The 15,442-nt window shown below is 69.5% G+C and carries 12 protein-coding genes; 4 read left to right on the forward strand and 8 right to left on the reverse strand.

The annotated features are described in order from the left end of the window. Positions 1 to 369 precede the first annotated feature (369 nt). Positions 370 to 2,148, forward strand: coding sequence for a ribonuclease Y (gene rny / locus RB614_RS18225; RefSeq protein WP_308713728.1), 1,779 nt, complete (start codon positions 370 to 372; stop codon positions 2,146 to 2,148). Between the two features lie 221 nt (positions 2,149 to 2,369). Here the strand turns inward: rny and RB614_RS18230 are convergent, their stop codons facing one another. The 4 genes from RB614_RS18230 to RB614_RS18245 form a co-directional block, all read right to left on the reverse strand. Then, a complete protein-coding gene (locus tag RB614_RS18230; RefSeq protein WP_308713729.1) occupies positions 2,370 to 3,344 on the reverse strand; it encodes an amino acid ABC transporter permease in 975 nt (324 codons plus the stop codon). Next, on the reverse strand, positions 3,341 to 4,048 hold the full coding sequence (locus RB614_RS18235) for an amino acid ABC transporter permease (RefSeq protein ID WP_308713730.1): 708 nt from the start codon (positions 4,046 to 4,048) through the stop codon (positions 3,341 to 3,343). The genes RB614_RS18230 and RB614_RS18235 overlap by 4 nt, the downstream gene beginning before the upstream one ends. 39 nt (positions 4,049 to 4,087) lie before the next feature. Continuing rightward, positions 4,088 to 4,975, reverse strand: coding sequence for a glutamate ABC transporter substrate-binding protein (locus RB614_RS18240; RefSeq protein WP_308713731.1), 888 nt, complete (start codon positions 4,973 to 4,975; stop codon positions 4,088 to 4,090). 118 nt (positions 4,976 to 5,093) lie between these two features. Continuing rightward, entirely contained in the window at positions 5,094 to 5,840 is a 747-nt protein-coding gene (locus RB614_RS18245) for an amino acid ABC transporter ATP-binding protein (protein WP_308713732.1), read from the reverse strand. Positions 5,841 to 5,999: 159 nt separating this feature from the next. Between RB614_RS18245 and RB614_RS18250 the strand changes: the two genes are divergently transcribed. After that, on the forward strand, positions 6,000 to 6,503 hold the full coding sequence (locus RB614_RS18250; RefSeq protein WP_308713733.1) for a hypothetical protein: 504 nt from the start codon (positions 6,000 to 6,002) through the stop codon (positions 6,501 to 6,503). Between the two features lie 6 nt (positions 6,504 to 6,509). Here the strand turns inward: RB614_RS18250 and RB614_RS18255 are convergent, their stop codons facing one another. Beyond that, positions 6,510 to 6,788 carry a DUF2277 family protein gene (locus RB614_RS18255; RefSeq protein WP_308713734.1) on the reverse strand — a complete coding sequence of 93 codons (279 nt, stop codon included), beginning with the start codon at positions 6,786 to 6,788 and terminating at the stop codon, positions 6,510 to 6,512. Positions 6,789 to 6,843: 55 nt separating this feature from the next. On the opposite strand from RB614_RS18255, the gene miaB reads away from it, so the two are divergent. After that, positions 6,844 to 8,295, forward strand: a complete 1,452-nt coding sequence (gene miaB, locus RB614_RS18260) for a tRNA (N6-isopentenyl adenosine(37)-C2)-methylthiotransferase MiaB (RefSeq protein ID WP_308713735.1) — start codon at positions 6,844 to 6,846, stop codon at positions 8,293 to 8,295. A 34-nt stretch (positions 8,296 to 8,329) separates the two neighbouring features. Here the strand turns inward: miaB and RB614_RS18265 are convergent, their stop codons facing one another. Beyond that, the gene (locus tag RB614_RS18265; protein WP_308713736.1) at positions 8,330 to 9,973 is read right to left on the reverse strand and encodes a cellulase family glycosylhydrolase; all 1,644 of its coding nucleotides are present in this window, start codon (positions 9,971 to 9,973) and stop codon (positions 8,330 to 8,332) included. A gap of 698 nt (positions 9,974 to 10,671) precedes the next feature. Beyond that, complete coding sequence (locus RB614_RS18270; protein WP_308713737.1) at positions 10,672 to 12,843, reverse strand: MMPL family transporter; 2,172 nt, start codon at positions 12,841 to 12,843, stop codon at positions 10,672 to 10,674. Positions 12,844 to 13,059: 216 nt separating this feature from the next. On the opposite strand from RB614_RS18270, the gene RB614_RS18275 reads away from it, so the two are divergent. Continuing rightward, positions 13,060 to 13,677 carry a TetR/AcrR family transcriptional regulator gene (locus RB614_RS18275; protein WP_308713738.1) on the forward strand — a complete coding sequence of 206 codons (618 nt, stop codon included), beginning with the start codon at positions 13,060 to 13,062 and terminating at the stop codon, positions 13,675 to 13,677. A gap of 505 nt (positions 13,678 to 14,182) precedes the next feature. Here the strand turns inward: RB614_RS18275 and RB614_RS18280 are convergent. Beyond that, a complete protein-coding gene (locus tag RB614_RS18280; RefSeq protein WP_308713739.1) occupies positions 14,183 to 15,391 on the reverse strand; it encodes a DUF349 domain-containing protein in 1,209 nt (402 codons plus the stop codon). Between the last annotated feature and the right edge of the window lie 51 nt (positions 15,392 to 15,442).

The raw sequence follows: 15,442 nt of genomic DNA on the forward strand, positions 1-15,442 counted from the left end.
AATGCCCGTACCGGCCATGACCTGCGCGTGAGCGTTCCAATGCCGTACGTCCCGGGTTCGGCCGGATCATGGGTCCTTGACCGAACCGCCACTCGCGACCTAGCCTCGCGTTACAGACGAGAAGGCCCGACCATCGCAGGCTAATCGCACAACATAGATCGCGTAACAGTACGGCATCACTTTAGATCCGTCGTCGACCGGGCCGCGTCGGCGACGGCATGACATATCCGGCCGGTGGCGGTGCCCGCGTGGGCGCCGCTGGCGGTCATACCTGCGGCCCGCTGCCTCGGTCGGGCGACACAGCCGCAAGGCGTTCAGTGGGTGGGCACAACCCGACCCGTGGCGCCCGAGGCGGCGGAGGGAGGCGGCATGGGCGGGATGACCGTAGTACTGCTGATCGCGGTGCTGGCGCTGGCCGTACTCGTGGTGGTTGGTCTTGTCCTTGGCGCGCGGGCCTTGCGGTCCCTTACGACGGCCCAGCCGGCGGCGCCGCGGGCGGAAGACCCCGCGTTCCTGGCCGAGCGGGATCGCCAGGAGGAGTCCCTGGCGGCGCTGCGCAGCGCGGCCGGTGAGGCGTCGTCGGCCGCGGAGCAGGCCAAGTCGGCCGCCACCGCGGCCCGCACCGACGCCGCGGAGGCCAAGGCCGAGGCACGCGCGGCGCGCGCGGAGGCGCGCCGGGTGCTCGACGCGGCGCGGGCCGAGGCGGACACCATCCTGGAACGGGCACACCGCCAAGCCGAGACGGACGCCGAGCAGGCGCGGGTGGCGGCCCGGCGCAGCGGCGAACGCGAGATCTCCATGCTCAGCGCGACCGTCAAGGAGCAGGCCGCGGAGCTGGAACGGCGTACAGCGCGGATCGACGAGCGTGAGCGGCTGCACACCGAAGAGGTGGAGCGGCTGGCCGAGCGCGACCGGCGGATCGCGGCGATCGAGGCGGAGATCGCCGAGCGCGAGGCGACGGTGGCGGAGCGCGAGTCGGTCCTGGCCGAGGCGGAGGAGCTGCGGCGGCGCGAGCTGGAACGGGTGGCCGGGCTGACCGTCGAGGCGGCCCGGGCGGAGCTGGTCGAGGCGATCGAGGGGCAGGCCAAGCGGGAGGCGGCGCTGCTCGTCCGCGACATCGAAAACGACGCCCGCAGCACCGCCGAGCAGCGCGCCCGCCACATCGTGGTGGACGCGATCCAGCGGGTGGCGAGCGAGCAGACGGCGGAGAGCGTGGTCAGCGTGCTCCACCTGCCCGGCGACGAGATGAAAGGGCGGATCATCGGCCGCGAGGGGCGCAACATCCGCGCCTTCGAGTCGGTGACCGGCGTCAACCTGATCATCGACGACACACCCGAGGCGGTGCTGCTCTCCTGCTTCGACCCGGTGCGCCGCGAGATCGGCCGGCTCACGCTGGAAAAGCTGGTGCTCGACGGGCGGATCCACCCGCACCGCATCGAGGAGGTCTTCGAGACCGCCAAGCACGAGGTGGAGCGGCTCTGCGAGCGCGCCGCGGAGGACGCGCTGGTCGAGGTGGGCATCACCGACCTGCACCCGGAGCTGATGACGCTGCTGGGGCGGTTGCGTTACCGCACGTCGTACGGGCAGAACGTGCTCAAGCACCTGGTCGAGACCGCGCACATCGCCGGCATCATGGCCTCCGAACTGCGGCTGGACGCGCAGATGATCAAACGGTGCGCGTTCCTGCACGACATCGGCAAGGCGCTCACCCACGAGGTGGAGGGGAGCCACGCGCTGATCGGCGCCGACCTGGCCCGCAAGTACGGCGAGCCGGAAGAGGTGGTCCACGCGATCGAGGCGCACCACAACGAGGTACCGCCGCAGACCATCGAGGCGGTCCTGACCCAGGCCTCCGACGCCTGCTCCGGCGGGCGGCCGGGGGCGCGGCGGGAGAGCCTGGAGGCGTACGTCAAGCGGCTGGAGCGGATCGAGGAGATCGCCGCCGGCAAGACCGGTGTGGAGAAGGTCTTCGCCATGCAGGCCGGCCGCGAGATCCGGGTGATGGTCAAGCCCGACGACGTCGACGACATCGGCGCGGCGGTGCTCGCCCGTGACGTGGCGAAGCAGATCGAGGAGGAGCTCACCTACCCGGGCCAGATCCGGGTCACGGTGGTACGCGAGTCGCGGGTTACCGAGATCGCGCGCTGACCAGCGTGATAACGCAAACGTCCGGATCCGTTCCAACGTAGAGATTGAGCTACCGCGACGTCCGCTGTGGTGCGGGCCGTTGCGCGGGGCCCCCGGGGAAACGTGGAGCGCAGCGGAGCGTTTTCTTGGGGTGCGTTCCCGCGGCCTCACCGTCCGCGGTTCACAACCCGCTGGCCTGCCGGGCCGACGGCCAGGCGGCGCCGCAACCACGATCGTTGGGCTCAGACCTTGGCGGCCGGCTCGATCTCGGCGGCCAGCGCCGCGGGCGGCTGTTCAGCTGGGAGAGCGGCGGTCTTGCGGCCGCGGGCGAGGCGGCGCTGCACGTACTCGGCGAGCTTGGAGAGCGCGTAGTTGACGAGGATGTAGATCGCGCCGACCACCGCGTACACCTGGATGGGGTTGGGCTCCGGGAGGGCCTGGATGATTTGGCCGCTGACCCGCAGCACCTCCTCGTAGCTGATGATGAAGCCGAGCGAGGTGTCCTTGAGTACCACCACGAGCTGGCTGATCAGCGCCGGCAGCATGATGCGGAACGCCTGTGGCAGCAGGATCATGCGCGTGGTCTGGAACGAGCTTAGGCCCATCGCCTCCGCGGCCTCGCGCTGGCCGCCGGGCAGACCTTCCATACCGGAGCGGAGGATCTCGCCGATGACGACCATGTTGTAGAGGGTGAGGCCGATGACCAGGTACCAGAGGATGTCACCGAGGTCGACGCCGAGTTCGGGCAACGCGCTGGCGACGAAGAAGATCGTGATGACCACCGGCAGGCCGCGGAAGATCTCCACGAAGAAGCGCGACACGATGCTGAGGAACCAGCTCAGCGTGCGCAGGGCGATCGCGGCGGGCGCGGCCAGGCCGCTGAACTTGCGCTTGTTCAGCGCCTTGAGCTGGATGCGGAGCACAGCGAGAGCGGTGCCGAAGATCAGCGACGAGACGATCGCGAGCGCGGCGGCGGTCAAGGTGGCGACGAACCCGTCCCGCAGGCGGGCCCACACCTGGGAGAAGACCTCGTTGTCCGGGTCGATCAGCGGTCCCCACAGATCCATCGAGAACTGGCCTTGCTCGTCGAGCGGCCGGTAGACGAGGAAGTAGGCGCCGGCAACCACCGCGAGGACGACGATGACGCTGACGATCAGCGTGACCCGGCGGGCCCGCGGGCCAGGCGCGTCGTAGAGGACGGTCTGCTGGTCCTTCATCGGGCCACCGCCCGGCGGCGCTCGAGGTGGTCGAGGAGAAGCCCGAGGGGAACGGTCATGATGAGGAACCCGATCGATACGCCGATGAAGACCGGGATGATCGGCTCACCGAGGGCGCTGGTGAGGTTGACCCCGGAATTGGAAAGCTCGCCGACGAGGCCGAAGAAGCCGGCCAGTGCGGAGTTTTTGATCATCGCGATGATCACGCTGCCGAGCGGGACGATCGCCGCTTTCCACGCCTGCGGAAGGACGACGTGGCGGAGGTTCTGCGTGAAGGTCAGCCCGATCGCCCGCGCTGCCTCCGCCTGTCCGGTGGGTACGGCGTTGATGCCACTGCGGATCGCCTCGCATACAAACGCTCCTGTGTAGACACTGAGCGCCACGATGGCGAACCGGAAGTACGGGATGTCCACGCCGAGCCGGGAGAAGACCGAGGTCAGCCCCGGGATCCTGAGGAAGTCGGCGTTCGAGCCGAGCGCCGGCAGCCCGAACGCGGCGAAGAACCACACGATCGTCAGCGGGCAGTTGCGAAACACCGTGACGTAGGCCGTGCCCACCCAGCGCAGCGGCGGGATCGGCGAGATCCGCATGACCGCGGCGACGGTGCCCAGGATCAGGGCACCTATCGCGGAGAGCAGGCAGAGCTGGAAGGTGAGCCACAGGCCGCTGGCGAAGACGTCGAAGTGGTCGACTAGCACACTCACGGAAATCTCCTACCGCTCACCTTCCAACTGCCGATCGATCTAGTACCGGTTGACGGCCGGGCCGGTCGGCACCTGGTCGTCGAACTTACCGGCTGTGTCCTTCCACGCACCCTCGTAACGTCCGTCGCTGTACGCCTTTTCGAGCGTGTCGTTGATGAACGTGCGGAAGGCGGTGTCGCCCTTCTTCAGGCCGATGCCGTACGGCTCCTCGGTGAAGTTCTCGCCGGCGAGCTTGAACTTGCCCTCGTTGCGGGCGATGAAGCCGAGCAGGATCACGTTGTCGGTGGTGACCGCGTTGACCTGGCCGCTGTTGAGAGCGTCGATGCACTTGGTGTACACGTCGAAGAGCACCAGCTGCGAGCCCTTGTTGGCCAGGTACTGCTCGATGTTGGCTGCCGGGGTCGAGCCCTGTACCGAGCAGACCTTCTTGTCGCCGGCCTTGAACGAGTCCGGGCCGGTGATCGAGGTGTCGTCCGCCTTCACCAGGATGTTCTGCCCGGCGACGTAGTACGGACCGGCGAAGTCGATCCGCTCCTTGCGCTTGTCGTTGATCGTGTATGTGGCGACGACGATGTCCGCCTCGCCTTTCTCGATCTTCTCCTCGCGCACCGCGGACGGCGTCTCGATGTACTCGATCTTGTCTTCCGGAATGCCCAACTCGTCGGCGACGATTTTGCCGATCTCGACGTCGAAACCGGCCGGCTTGCCGTCGAGCCCCTTCAGGCCGAAGCCCGGCTGGTCGAACTTGGTGCCGATCACGATCTTCTGGGCCTTGTTGAGCCGTTCCATCGTGGTGCCGGCCTCGAACGTCTTGCTGCCGGTGTCCGTGGAACCCGCGTCACCGCTGTCGTCATCGCCGCCACAGGCGGCGACACCCAAAGTCAGCACCGCGGCCGCGGCGATCGCCGTCATGCGCGTGATACGCATTCTTACCCTCCTCTTTCGACAGAGCCCCCAACCGGTGGACGGCTCCGCACCTAATTCGCATCCGGCCCGGCACTGGATCGCAGGCGTCCAAAGGACGACACAGGGCCGGCGCGGACGCTTAGTGCGTCAGGATCTTCGATAGGAAGTCTTTGGCCCGCTCGCTCTTCGGGCTGCCGAAGAACTCGTCGGGCGGTGCCTGCTCGACCAACTGACCGTCGGCCATGAAGACCACCCGGTTGGCGGCGTGCCGCGCGAATCCCATCTCGTGCGTCACGACCACCATCGTCATGCCGTCTCGGGCCAGCGACGTCATCACGTCGAGCACCTCGCCGACCATCTCCGGGTCGAGCGCGCTGGTGGGCTCGTCGAAGAGCATCGCCTTGGGCTGCATCGCCAGGGCGCGGGCGATCGCCGCCCGCTGCTGCTGACCGCCGGAGAGCTGTGCCGGGTACTTTTCCGCCTGGCTCGCGATGCCCACCCGTTCCAGAAGCGTCATCGCCCGGTCGCGCGCGGACGCCGACTTTTCCCGGCGGACCTTGACCGGCCCGAGCGTCACGTTTTGCAGGATGGTCTTGTGGGCGAAGAGGTTGAACGACTGGAAGACCATGCCGACGTCGCTGCGGAGCCGGGCGAGGGCGCGGCCCTCGGCGGGGAGTGGCTTGCCGTCGAACGTGATCGTGCCGGAGTTGATCGGCTCGAGCCGGTTGATCGCCCGGCAGAGCGTCGACTTGCCCGAGCCGGATGGCCCGATGACCACCACGACCTCGCCGCGGTCGACCGAAAGGCTGACGTCTTGCAGCACGTGCAGCGGTCCGAACCATTTGTTGACTGAGTCGAGCACGATGAGCGGTTCGCCCGCTGCCACTGTCGTCACCGCCCTGTGTAACGTCACGACTACCCTCGGTTGGCCGAACGCCTCGGCTTCGGCAACTTTAAGCGGGCCAGAGTGCGGGAATGTCACCTAGTTGGTCACGGAGGAGTAACACCGGCCACGCGCACCGTTCCGGACAGCCACCATCGAGCTATGAGAACCCCGGCCGCCATCTGGACCTGGTCGGTCGATACCCGGCTCCATCCGGCCCGGTTGTGCGCCGCGCTCGAAGCGGTGATCGCCCGGCCCGTGATCCCCCTGGGCATCGCCGATCCCGCCCGATTGCCGGCGGAAGCGGTTGTCTGCGACGTCTGGCACACGTCGGGCGACTTCCCCACGATCGTGGAGTGCTACGGCCCACCGGCCGGCGTGGTCGAAGCGGCCGTGGTCGCCGCGCTCGCCCGGCGGCTCGGCCACCGCTGCCTGGTCGCCGACGACACGCTCAACCCCAGCCGCCACCTGCTGGCCCTGCCCGACGGCACGCTCCGCCCGGCGCACGTCGACGTCGCCGACACCGAAGACGGGGCGGCACACTCCAACGCCCGGCTGTGCACGATCGCCACGCAGCGGTGCCGCGAGTCGGAGGAGTGCCGCCGGTCGCGGTGGGAGCCCGACCTCGTGGTCGCGGCGCCCAACCTCGACCTGACCGCGGCCTGACGCGAGCTAACCGCGCCCTGACGCCAGGCGCGCGGCGCGGGCCTTTTCCCGGCGCACGTCGGGCGTGTCCGCGTTCGGGCTGGGACGCACCACGAGATCGGCGAGCAGCGTCCGCGTCGCGTCGGCCACCGCGGCGACCGCGACCTGGAAGGCCTCGGCGTTGTGGGCGGCCGGGGTACGGAAACCGGAGATCTTGCGAACGTACTGCAGGGCGGCCGCCTGGATGTCAGCCTCGGTGACCTCCTCGACGAACGGCTCGCGCAGCGTCACGATGCTCCGGCACATATCCGCCTCCCAGAAAACCAGCGTCCGTCCTTCGACAGTTAGTCTTGACTCTGCCATGACTACCGCACCCACCGGCAACCCGCGCACCTACCAGGTGCGCACGTACGGCTGCCAGATGAACGTCCACGACTCCGAGCGCATCTCCGGCCTCATGGAGCAGGCTGGATACGTGCGGGCGAGCGAGTCCGACGAGGCGGACGTGGTGGTCTTCAACACCTGCGCCGTACGGGAAAACGCCGACAACCGCCTGTACGGCAACCTCGGCCACCTGCGCCCGGTCAAGGACAAGCACCCCGGCATGCAGATCGCGGTCGGCGGCTGCCTGGCGCAAAAGGACCGGGGCGAGATCGTGAGCCGGGCGCCCTGGGTCGACGTCGTCTTCGGTACGCACAACATCGGCTCGCTCCCGGCCCTGCTCGAGCGGGCCCGGCACAACTCCGCCGCCGAGGTGGAGATCCTCGAGTCGCTGGAGGTCTTCCCCTCGACGCTGCCGACCCGCCGCGAGTCGACGTACGCGGGATGGGTCTCGATTTCGGTGGGGTGCAACAACACCTGCACCTTCTGCATCGTCCCGTCGCTGCGCGGCAAGGAAAAGGACCGGCGGCCCGGCGAGGTCCTCGCCGAGGTCGAGGCGCTGGTCGCCGAGGGCGTGCTGGAGGTGACCCTCCTCGGGCAAAACGTCAACTCGTACGGCGTCGAGTTTGGCGACCGGCTCGCCTTCGGCAAGCTGCTGCGCGCCACCGGCGGTGTCGAAGGGCTGGAGCGGGTGCGCTTCACCAGCCCGCACCCCAAAGACTTCACCGACGACGTGATCGCCGCGATGGCCGAGACGCCGAACGTCTGCCACCAGCTGCACATGCCGTTGCAGTCCGGTTCCGACGCGGTGCTCAAGGCGATGCGCCGCTCGTACCGGGCGGAAAAGTACCTCGGCATCATCGAGAAGGTGCGCGCGGCGATGCCCGACGCGGCCATCACCACCGACATCATCGTGGGCTTCCCGGGCGAGACCGAGGAGGACTTCGAGCGGACGCTCGACGTGGTGCGCGCGGCCCGGTTCGCCGGCGCGTTCACGTTCCAGTACTCCAAGCGCCCCGGCACGCCCGCCGCGACCATGCCCGACCAGCTGCCCAAGCAAGTGGTGCAGGAGCGGTACGAGCGGCTGATGGCCGTGGTCGAAGACGTCACCTGGGCGGAAAACAAGGCGCTGGTCGGCGAGACCGTCGAGGTGCTGGTGGCCGTGGGCGAGGGGCGCAAGGACGACCGCACCGGACGCCTGTCCGGCCGGGCGCGCGACGGGCGGCTCGTCCACTTCAACACCGACGGCATCACGCCGCGCCCCGGCGACATCGTGCACACCGTCGTGACGTACGCGGCGCCGCACCACCTCAACGCCGACGGTGCGCCGCTGCACCACCGGCGCACCCGGGCCGGCGACGCGTGGGAGTCGGGGCGGGCACCCCGTACCCCCGGGGTGCTGCTCGGGATGCCCGCCGTCCGTCCTGCCTAGCGTCCGATCATGCCGGTTTCGCCGGCGCCGCCGGTCAGGCGGTCGCGGTGCAGTTCGCGCCGTTGAGGCGGACGCTCGCCGGGGCGGTCGCCGTGCCGTTGGCGGTGAAGCCGATCGTCACCGAGCCGCCCACCGGCAGCGACGGGCTCCAGGTCGGCGCCGCCGCGGTCACCGTGGTGCCGCTCTGGGTCACCGTCGCGTTCCAGCCGCTGCCGAGCGTCACCCCGGACGGCCAGGTCCAGACCACGCTCCACGGGTTGACCGCGCTGTTGCTGTTGTTGCGCACGGTCACGTTGCCCTGGAAGCCGCCCTGCCAGGCGTTCGTCTGCTGGTAGGTGACCTGGCAGCCGAGCGGCCCGTTGGTGGTGGGCGGCGGACCGGTGGTGGGCGGCGGGCCGGTCGTGGGACCGCCGCTGGTCGGGCCACCGCTCGTCGGCCCGCCAGTGTTGCCGCCGCCGACCGGTGCGATCAGGTACGGCTGGAGGATCGCCTGCTTCTCGGTGTTGATGTTGGTCCAGTCGTCCAGCGCGATGCCGCCGGTGTCACCCGAGTTCGGGTTCCACGACCAGTACGTGAACGACATGCCGTTGACGCCCGTGCCGGTGTACCGCATCAGCTCCTGCAGCCACACCTTGTCCTTCGGGTCGGCCAGGGTGCTGCCGAACTCGCCCATCATGATCGGCGCGACGTTCTGCTTGTACAGGTAGCCCCAGAAGCCGTCCCAGATCGCCGGCAGGTTCGCCGGGTAGTCGGGCTCGTCGAACCAGTCCTGGTGGTACACCGAGATCGCGTACTCGTGCGGCGAGTAGACGAGCCGGTTGGCCACGTTGAGCCGTACCGGGAACTCGCCCGCCTTGGACAGGTTGCCACCCCACCAGCCGCAGCTCTCGTCGTTGCTGGGGTCGCCGTCCCACACGTTGGAGTTGCCGCCGCTCGGGCAGCTCACGCCCTCTACGAAGATCAGCCAGTTGGGCTGCACGGATAGGACCGCGTTGCCGGCCCGCTCGGCGGCGAGGCGCCAGTCGCGCTCCTGCACCCCGCAGCCCCAGCAGGCGCCGGTGGCGTTGGGGTTGGTGCCGTCGGCGTGCGGCTCGTTGTGCAGGTCGGCGCCGATGACGGTGGTGTTGCCCGCGTACCGCCGGGCCAGCATCTGCCAGTCGCTGATCCAGGTCGCCTCGGAGACCGTCGACGTGTACCACAGCGCCGACTGCCCGGCCGACGTCGGGCGGTGCCGGTCGAGGATCACCCGCATGCCCTTGGTACCCGCGTAGTCGATGACCTTGTCGAGGATCTGCAGCGGCGTGTTGCCGACCAGGTCCGGGTTGACGAAGTCGTTGATCCCGGTCGCGGCCGCGTCGGGCTTGAGGGCGTCGTTGGAGTAGGGGATGCGCAGCGTGTTGTAGCCCAGGCTGGCCATCTTGTCGATCTGGTTGCGCCAGGGGTTGCTGGACCACAGGCCGTGGAACGTCTTGTTGTCGGTCTCCATGCCAAACCAGTTGATGCCGGTCAGCCGGACGGTCGCGCCGGTGCTGTCGACAATCTTGTTGCCGCTGGTGCGCAGGTATCCGGTGCCGGTCCCCGCCGCGAGCGCCGCCGGCGCCATGGCGATGGCGACCAGGAGTCCAGCGGTGGCGGCGGTGGCGACGGCAAGGGCGCTCGCGAGCGCTCTGCGAGACATTGCCAGGTTTCTCCGTTCAGAGGAATGCAGCGTCAAGGAAAGAACGTTGCCCTGGCTCCGCCGCCCATTCTGATCCCTGTGAATGCCCTCGTCAAACCAGCCCCGGCCGTTTTGTCGCGCTGCTCCCGTCGCGGGCCTTCAGTACCCAAAGACAGATTCGAGCTACCGCGACGCCCGCCGTGGTCCGGCCCCAATGCCACTCACGCCGATTCGTTCAAGCCCCCGGTGAGCTGGTCACGCTCGGAGCGCCAGGCCGTCGCCGGCCCGGGCGGTTGTCGAGATCGTGGTATCCAGGTGCCCTCGGAGGGGCACTGAAATACCACGATCGCCGACGCGTCGACCGGTTTTGGGTGTCAAGCCGTCTCGCCCGGCACGGGCTGACCCGTGATCGACTTCGGCTTAGTGGCATCGGGTCCAGACCGTTGCTCCCGCGGCGTCACCTGCCGCGGTCCAAGACCCGCCCCGGCGGGCCTGGCCGGCTCCCCGCAGGGGCTGGGGTGAGATCGCGGACCGCGCGGGGTGAGGCCGCGGGAGCAACGGTCCGGACCACCGCGGGCGTCGCGGTAGCCCGAGTCTTCTTTCCAGGTTGGACATGGGACCGGCGCGCCGTCCGCGAAGGTCGGACCCGGCGGGTGAAGCGGCGAGGGCTCCCCAGCCCGCCGCCGGGGAGCCCTCGCCTCATTGGGAGGAGGAACAGCTCAGTGCCGGCCGGCCGCCACCGGCTCGCGTTCCGGTGCGGGCACGCCGTGCCCGCCGCCCGGTGCGTCGCCGTGCCCGGGCCACCAGGCCTTGTGGCCCAGCAGTGCGGTCAGGCTCGGCACCAGGAACATCGACATGACGAACGCGGAAATCGCGATGCCGATCGAGACCGCGAAGCCCATCTCGCTCAGGAACGCGATGCCGGCCAGCATCATCGAGGCGAAGGTGCCGGCCAGGATGAGGCCCGCCGAGGCGACCGAGGGGCCGCCGTGCTCGACGGCGAGGTCGGCGGAGGTACGCGGGTCGTTGCCGAGCCTCGCCTCCTCGCGGAGTCGGGCGATCATCAGGATGTTGTAGTCGGTGCCGATCGCCACCACGAAGAGGTACAGGATCGTGGGGAGCATGAACGACAGGCCGGGCCGGTCGCCGATGCCCTGGAAGACCAGCACCGTCGCGCCCAGCGTGCTGAAGAAGCCGAGCACCACCGCGAGCATCAGGTAGATCGGCGCGACCAGCGCCCGCAGCAGCAGCGCCAGGATGATCGCGATCAGCACGCCGGCGACCGGGAAGATGACCCGCAGGTCGCGGTCGTTGGCGTGGCGTACGTCGGCGAAGATCGAGCTGGCGCCGCCCACGTACGCGGTGGTGCCGGCCGGCGCGTCGGCGTGTGCCACGTCGCGGAGTTCGCCGCCGGCGAGGTCGAGCGCCTCGTTCGAGTACGGGCTGGTGGCGAGCAGCAGGTTGATCTGTGCCGCCGTGCCGTCCTGGCTGAGCGCGGCCTGGGTGCCACCGGGCGCGGGCATGATGCCGCCGACGCCGGGCACCCCCTTGAGCTTGTTCGCGTACTGGTCCAGTGCCGCCGGGTCGAGCTGCCCGCTGTCGCTGCGCACGTACACCGTGGTGGGGTTGAGCGCGCCCGCCGGGAAGCCGGCCTGCAGATCGCGGAAGCCCTGCGACGACTCGGTGTCGTCGGGCAGCTGGGCGGTCTGGTCGTAGTCGGTGGACATGCCGAGCGAGCCGAGCGCGAGCCCGACCATCACGAGGCCGGAGACGACCGCGACCACCGCCGGCCGGCGGCCGACGAACTTGCCGATGCCCTGGAACGCGCTGCCCTTCGGCACCCGCTGCCACGACTTGGACGGCCAGAAGACGCGCGGGCCGATCAGCGACACCACCGCGGGTACCAGGGTGACCGCGGCCAGCGCCATCACCGCGACGGCGATGGAGAGGCCAGGCCCCAGGCTGGTGAAGGCGCCGAACACGGCCAGCAGCAGCGCCATGAACGCGATGACGATCGCGGCCGCCGCGGAGGCGATCACCTCGCCCACCCGGGCCACGGCCTTGACCAGCGCTTCCTTCTTGTCGTCGCCGGCGCGCAGCCGCTCACGGTAGCGGAAGAGCAGGAAGAGGATGTAGTCGGTGCCGACGCCGAACAGCACGATGGTCAGGATGATCTGCAGTGACTGGTCCGCCTGCATGCCGGTGGCCCTGGCGACGAGCGCGATCAGGCCGGGGGAGATGGCGCTCACGATGAACACCGTGACGATCGGCAGGAGGGCCGCGATCGGACTGCGGTAGATCAACAGCAGCAGCACGATGATGAGCACGATCGTGGCGATGCTGACGATCGTGAGTGCGTTCTCGAAGGCGTCCTGGTTGTCGAGCTGCATCGCGACGTCACCGGTCACCGCCAGCGTGAGCGGGGTTCCGGCGAGCATGGGCTTGGTCGTGTCGCGGATCTGCTGTACGGCGTCGAGGACCTTCTGGTCGTCGGCCAGCCCCTGGATGCCGATGCTGATCAGCTGGACCTGCTTGTTGGGGGAGAGGGCCTCCGGACCGGTCACCACGCCGGTGACCCGCTCGATGTCGTCGGACTGCACCGTCTTGGCCATCTCGTCGACCTTGGCCTGGTCGGCCTCGGTCAGCGGCTGGCCGTCGGTCCGGCGTACGACGACGGTCGCGGTGGAGTCGTTGGACTGCGCGAACTTCTCTTCCGCCAGCTCCTGGGCCTTGACCGACTCGTAGCTGCTGGGCAGGAAGTTTGCCTGGTCACCGGTGGTCACGTCGGACAGGGTGGGGGCGAACACGACGATGCCTACCGCCGCGATGACCCAGGCAAGGATGACCTTCCACGGGTTGTGGACGACAAAGCGTCCCAACCGTTCGAACATGACTCCCCCTCAGTCGGCCGTTCGGTCCTTACCGTCCGGCAAGTAGATGCCTACCTGCCGCACGGTAGATAAGATTTGAGCGTACGGCAAGGAATTTCCCCGCGTATGACCAAGCTCGCAGCACGATGATGCGACAGCCGCGCTGAGAGGCTGCTGAGAGTGCGTAACGCGGCTGTTGCTGGGTACGATCGGCGCGCTGAGGAGGTGCGAGAGACCGTGGTCGCTGACGACACCAAGGCCCGGATCCGTGCCGTGGCGATGGAGCTGTTTACAGCTCAGGGATACGAGCAGACCAGCCTGCGCGAGATCGCCGACCGGGTGGGCATGACCAAGGCCTCCCTCTACTACCACTACCCGTCAAAGCAGGCGCTGCTGCTGGCGTTGATCGAGCCGCTCGTCGACGAGTGGCGGAGCGAGGTCGAGGCGGCCGAGCGCGAGCCGTACGACGCGGCGAACGTCCGCATCTCCCTCGGCCGCATCCTCGACACGATGATCCGCCACCGCGACGCGTGCGCGATCGTCATGCGCGACACCCCGGCGCTCACCTCGGTCAAGCCGATCCTGCAGCAGATGATGCAGGTCGCCACCCGGCTGCACACCTGGCTGGCCGGGCCGCACCCGACCGACACCGACCGGATCAAGGCGGTCGCCGCCTCCGAGGTGCTCGGCGGCGCCGTCTCGTCCGTGGTGACGATCGCCGACATCTCGCCGGTCGTGCTGCGCCAGACCCTGCTCGACTGCGCGATGGGCGTGCTCGACCTGACCCCGGCGCTGGCACCGGAGGTGCCGGCCCCGGTCGGGAGCCAGCGCGTCCCGGTAAACCAGCGCGCCTAACCTCTCGACCCTCTCGACCGCCGCCGCGCCAACCGCTGGCGAGCCGTCGGCCGCAACCTCTCCCTTGATCGGCGTGGACGACAGGGATCGCGGTGCGTGCCTGGCGAATACCTGCCAGGGGCAACGATTCGCCACGCACGGCCGGGGCGCCCGTCGATCAAGGACCTGAGCCCTCTTGGAGCCGGGACGGACGCGCGGACCCGGGTCGGCGTGGGCGATCGTGGTATTTGAGTGCCCCTCCAGGGGCACTCAAATACCACGATCCGCCGCCAACGCGCAGGCCGCGCAGAGCGCCGAAAGCGTGATCATCGCGCGGCCGGGGCCGCGCGAGGCCAGCGGGCCGTGCGGACCCGGGGTTGTGAACCGCGGAGGGTGGGGCCGCGGGAACGCACCCCAAGAAAACGCTCCGCTGCGCTCCACGTTTCCCCGGGGACCCCGCGCAACGGTCTGGACCACGACGGGCATCGCGGTAGCTCATGCCCTGGATATAGATCCTCTAATGTTTCTAGCTGGTCTGCTCGGCCAGCTTGAGGAACTGCCGCTTGGACTCCAGGGCCTTCTCCGCGTCGCGGATCCGCTTGGCGTCGCCGGCCGCGCGCGCCCGGTTGAGTCGCTGCTCAGCTTCGGCGACCTGGTCGCGCATCTGGGCGAGCAGCGGGTTGGCCGAGGGCTCGGTGCGCCGCCACGCCGACTCCATCGCCTGGCGCACCTTGTCGTCGACCGCGCGGAGCCGGCGGTCGAGCCCGGCGGCCGCCTCGCGGGGGACCCGGCCGGCGTCGTGCCACTGGCCCTGGATCTCGCGGAGCTTGGCCTGCGCGGCCCGCGGGTCGGCGTCGACGTCGAGCGCCTCCGCCTCGGCCAGCAGCGCCTGCTTGCGGTCGAGGTTTCCGCGCTGCTCGGCGTCACGGGCGGAGAAGACGTCGCTACGCCGGGTGAAGAACGCGTCCTGCGCCGCCCGGAACCTCTCCCACAGCCGCTGCTCGGCCTCCTTGGAGGCGCGGGGCGCGGCCTTCCACTGGGACATCAGGTCTTTGAGGCGGGCGGCCGTCGCGGCCCAGTCGGTCGACTCGGCCAGCGACTCGGCCTCGACCACGAGCGCCTCCTTGGCACCCTGTGCCTGCTTGCGCTGCGCGTCGAGGGTGGCGAAGTGGGCACCCCGCCGCCGGGTGAACGAGTCACGGGCGGCCGCGAACCGCTTCCACAGCTCGCCGTCGGTCTTCTTGTCGACGCCGCGGATCGTCTTCCACTCGTCGAGGATCTCCTTGAGCCGGTCGCCGGCGGTCTTCCAGCCGGTGGACTCGGCGGCGAGCTTTTCCGCCTCTTCGACGAGCGACGTCTTGCGGGCCAGCGCCTCGGCGCGGGCCGCGTCGCGGGCCGCGCGGGCCTCGCCGGCCTTCTGCTCGGCCAGGCTGGCCAGCTTGTCGAGCCGCGCGCACAGCCCGTCGATGTCGCCGACCACGTGTGCCTCGGCGAGCTCGGTGCGCAGCCGTCGCACGCTGGCGAGGGAGTGGGCCGCGTCGGCGGCGCCCGAGTTGAGCCGGGCCTCGACGAGGTTGACCTCGGTGACCTTGTCGGCGAACCGGCGGGCGAAGTGGGCCAGTCCCTCCTCGGGCGGCCCGGCCTGCCACGACCCGACCACACGCTCACCCTCGGCCGTCTTGACGTACACCGTGCCGTCGGCGTCCACTCGACCGAAAGCGGTCCAGTCGCTCATGTGCCCATCCTCGTTCTCCCCGGCGCCGTCGGGTGGGGGTTACCCGGCGGC

The sequence above is a fragment of the Phytohabitans maris genome (assembly GCF_031085175.1).
GTDB lineage: Bacteria > Actinomycetota > Actinomycetes > Mycobacteriales > Micromonosporaceae > Phytohabitans > Phytohabitans maris.

Excerpts from the sequence above, each read along its gene's own strand:
- rny (WP_308713728.1), top strand. The coding sequence starts at position 370 with ATGGGCGGGATGACCGTAGTACTGCTGATCGCGGTGCTGGCGCTGGCC.
- RB614_RS18230 (WP_308713729.1), bottom strand. The coding sequence starts at position 3,344 with ATGAAGGACCAGCAGACCGTCCTCTACGACGCGCCTGGCCCGCGGGCC.
- RB614_RS18240 (WP_308713731.1), bottom strand. The coding sequence starts at position 4,975 with ATGCGTATCACGCGCATGACGGCGATCGCCGCGGCCGCGGTGCTGACT.
- RB614_RS18250 (WP_308713733.1), top strand. The coding sequence starts at position 6,000 with ATGAGAACCCCGGCCGCCATCTGGACCTGGTCGGTCGATACCCGGCTC.
- RB614_RS18255 (WP_308713734.1), bottom strand. The coding sequence starts at position 6,788 with ATGTGCCGGAGCATCGTGACGCTGCGCGAGCCGTTCGTCGAGGAGGTC.
- miaB (WP_308713735.1), top strand. The coding sequence starts at position 6,844 with ATGACTACCGCACCCACCGGCAACCCGCGCACCTACCAGGTGCGCACG.
- RB614_RS18265 (WP_308713736.1), bottom strand. The coding sequence starts at position 9,973 with ATGTCTCGCAGAGCGCTCGCGAGCGCCCTTGCCGTCGCCACCGCCGCC.
- RB614_RS18270 (WP_308713737.1), bottom strand. The coding sequence starts at position 12,843 with ATGTTCGAACGGTTGGGACGCTTTGTCGTCCACAACCCGTGGAAGGTC.
- RB614_RS18280 (WP_308713739.1), bottom strand. The coding sequence starts at position 15,391 with ATGAGCGACTGGACCGCTTTCGGTCGAGTGGACGCCGACGGCACGGTG.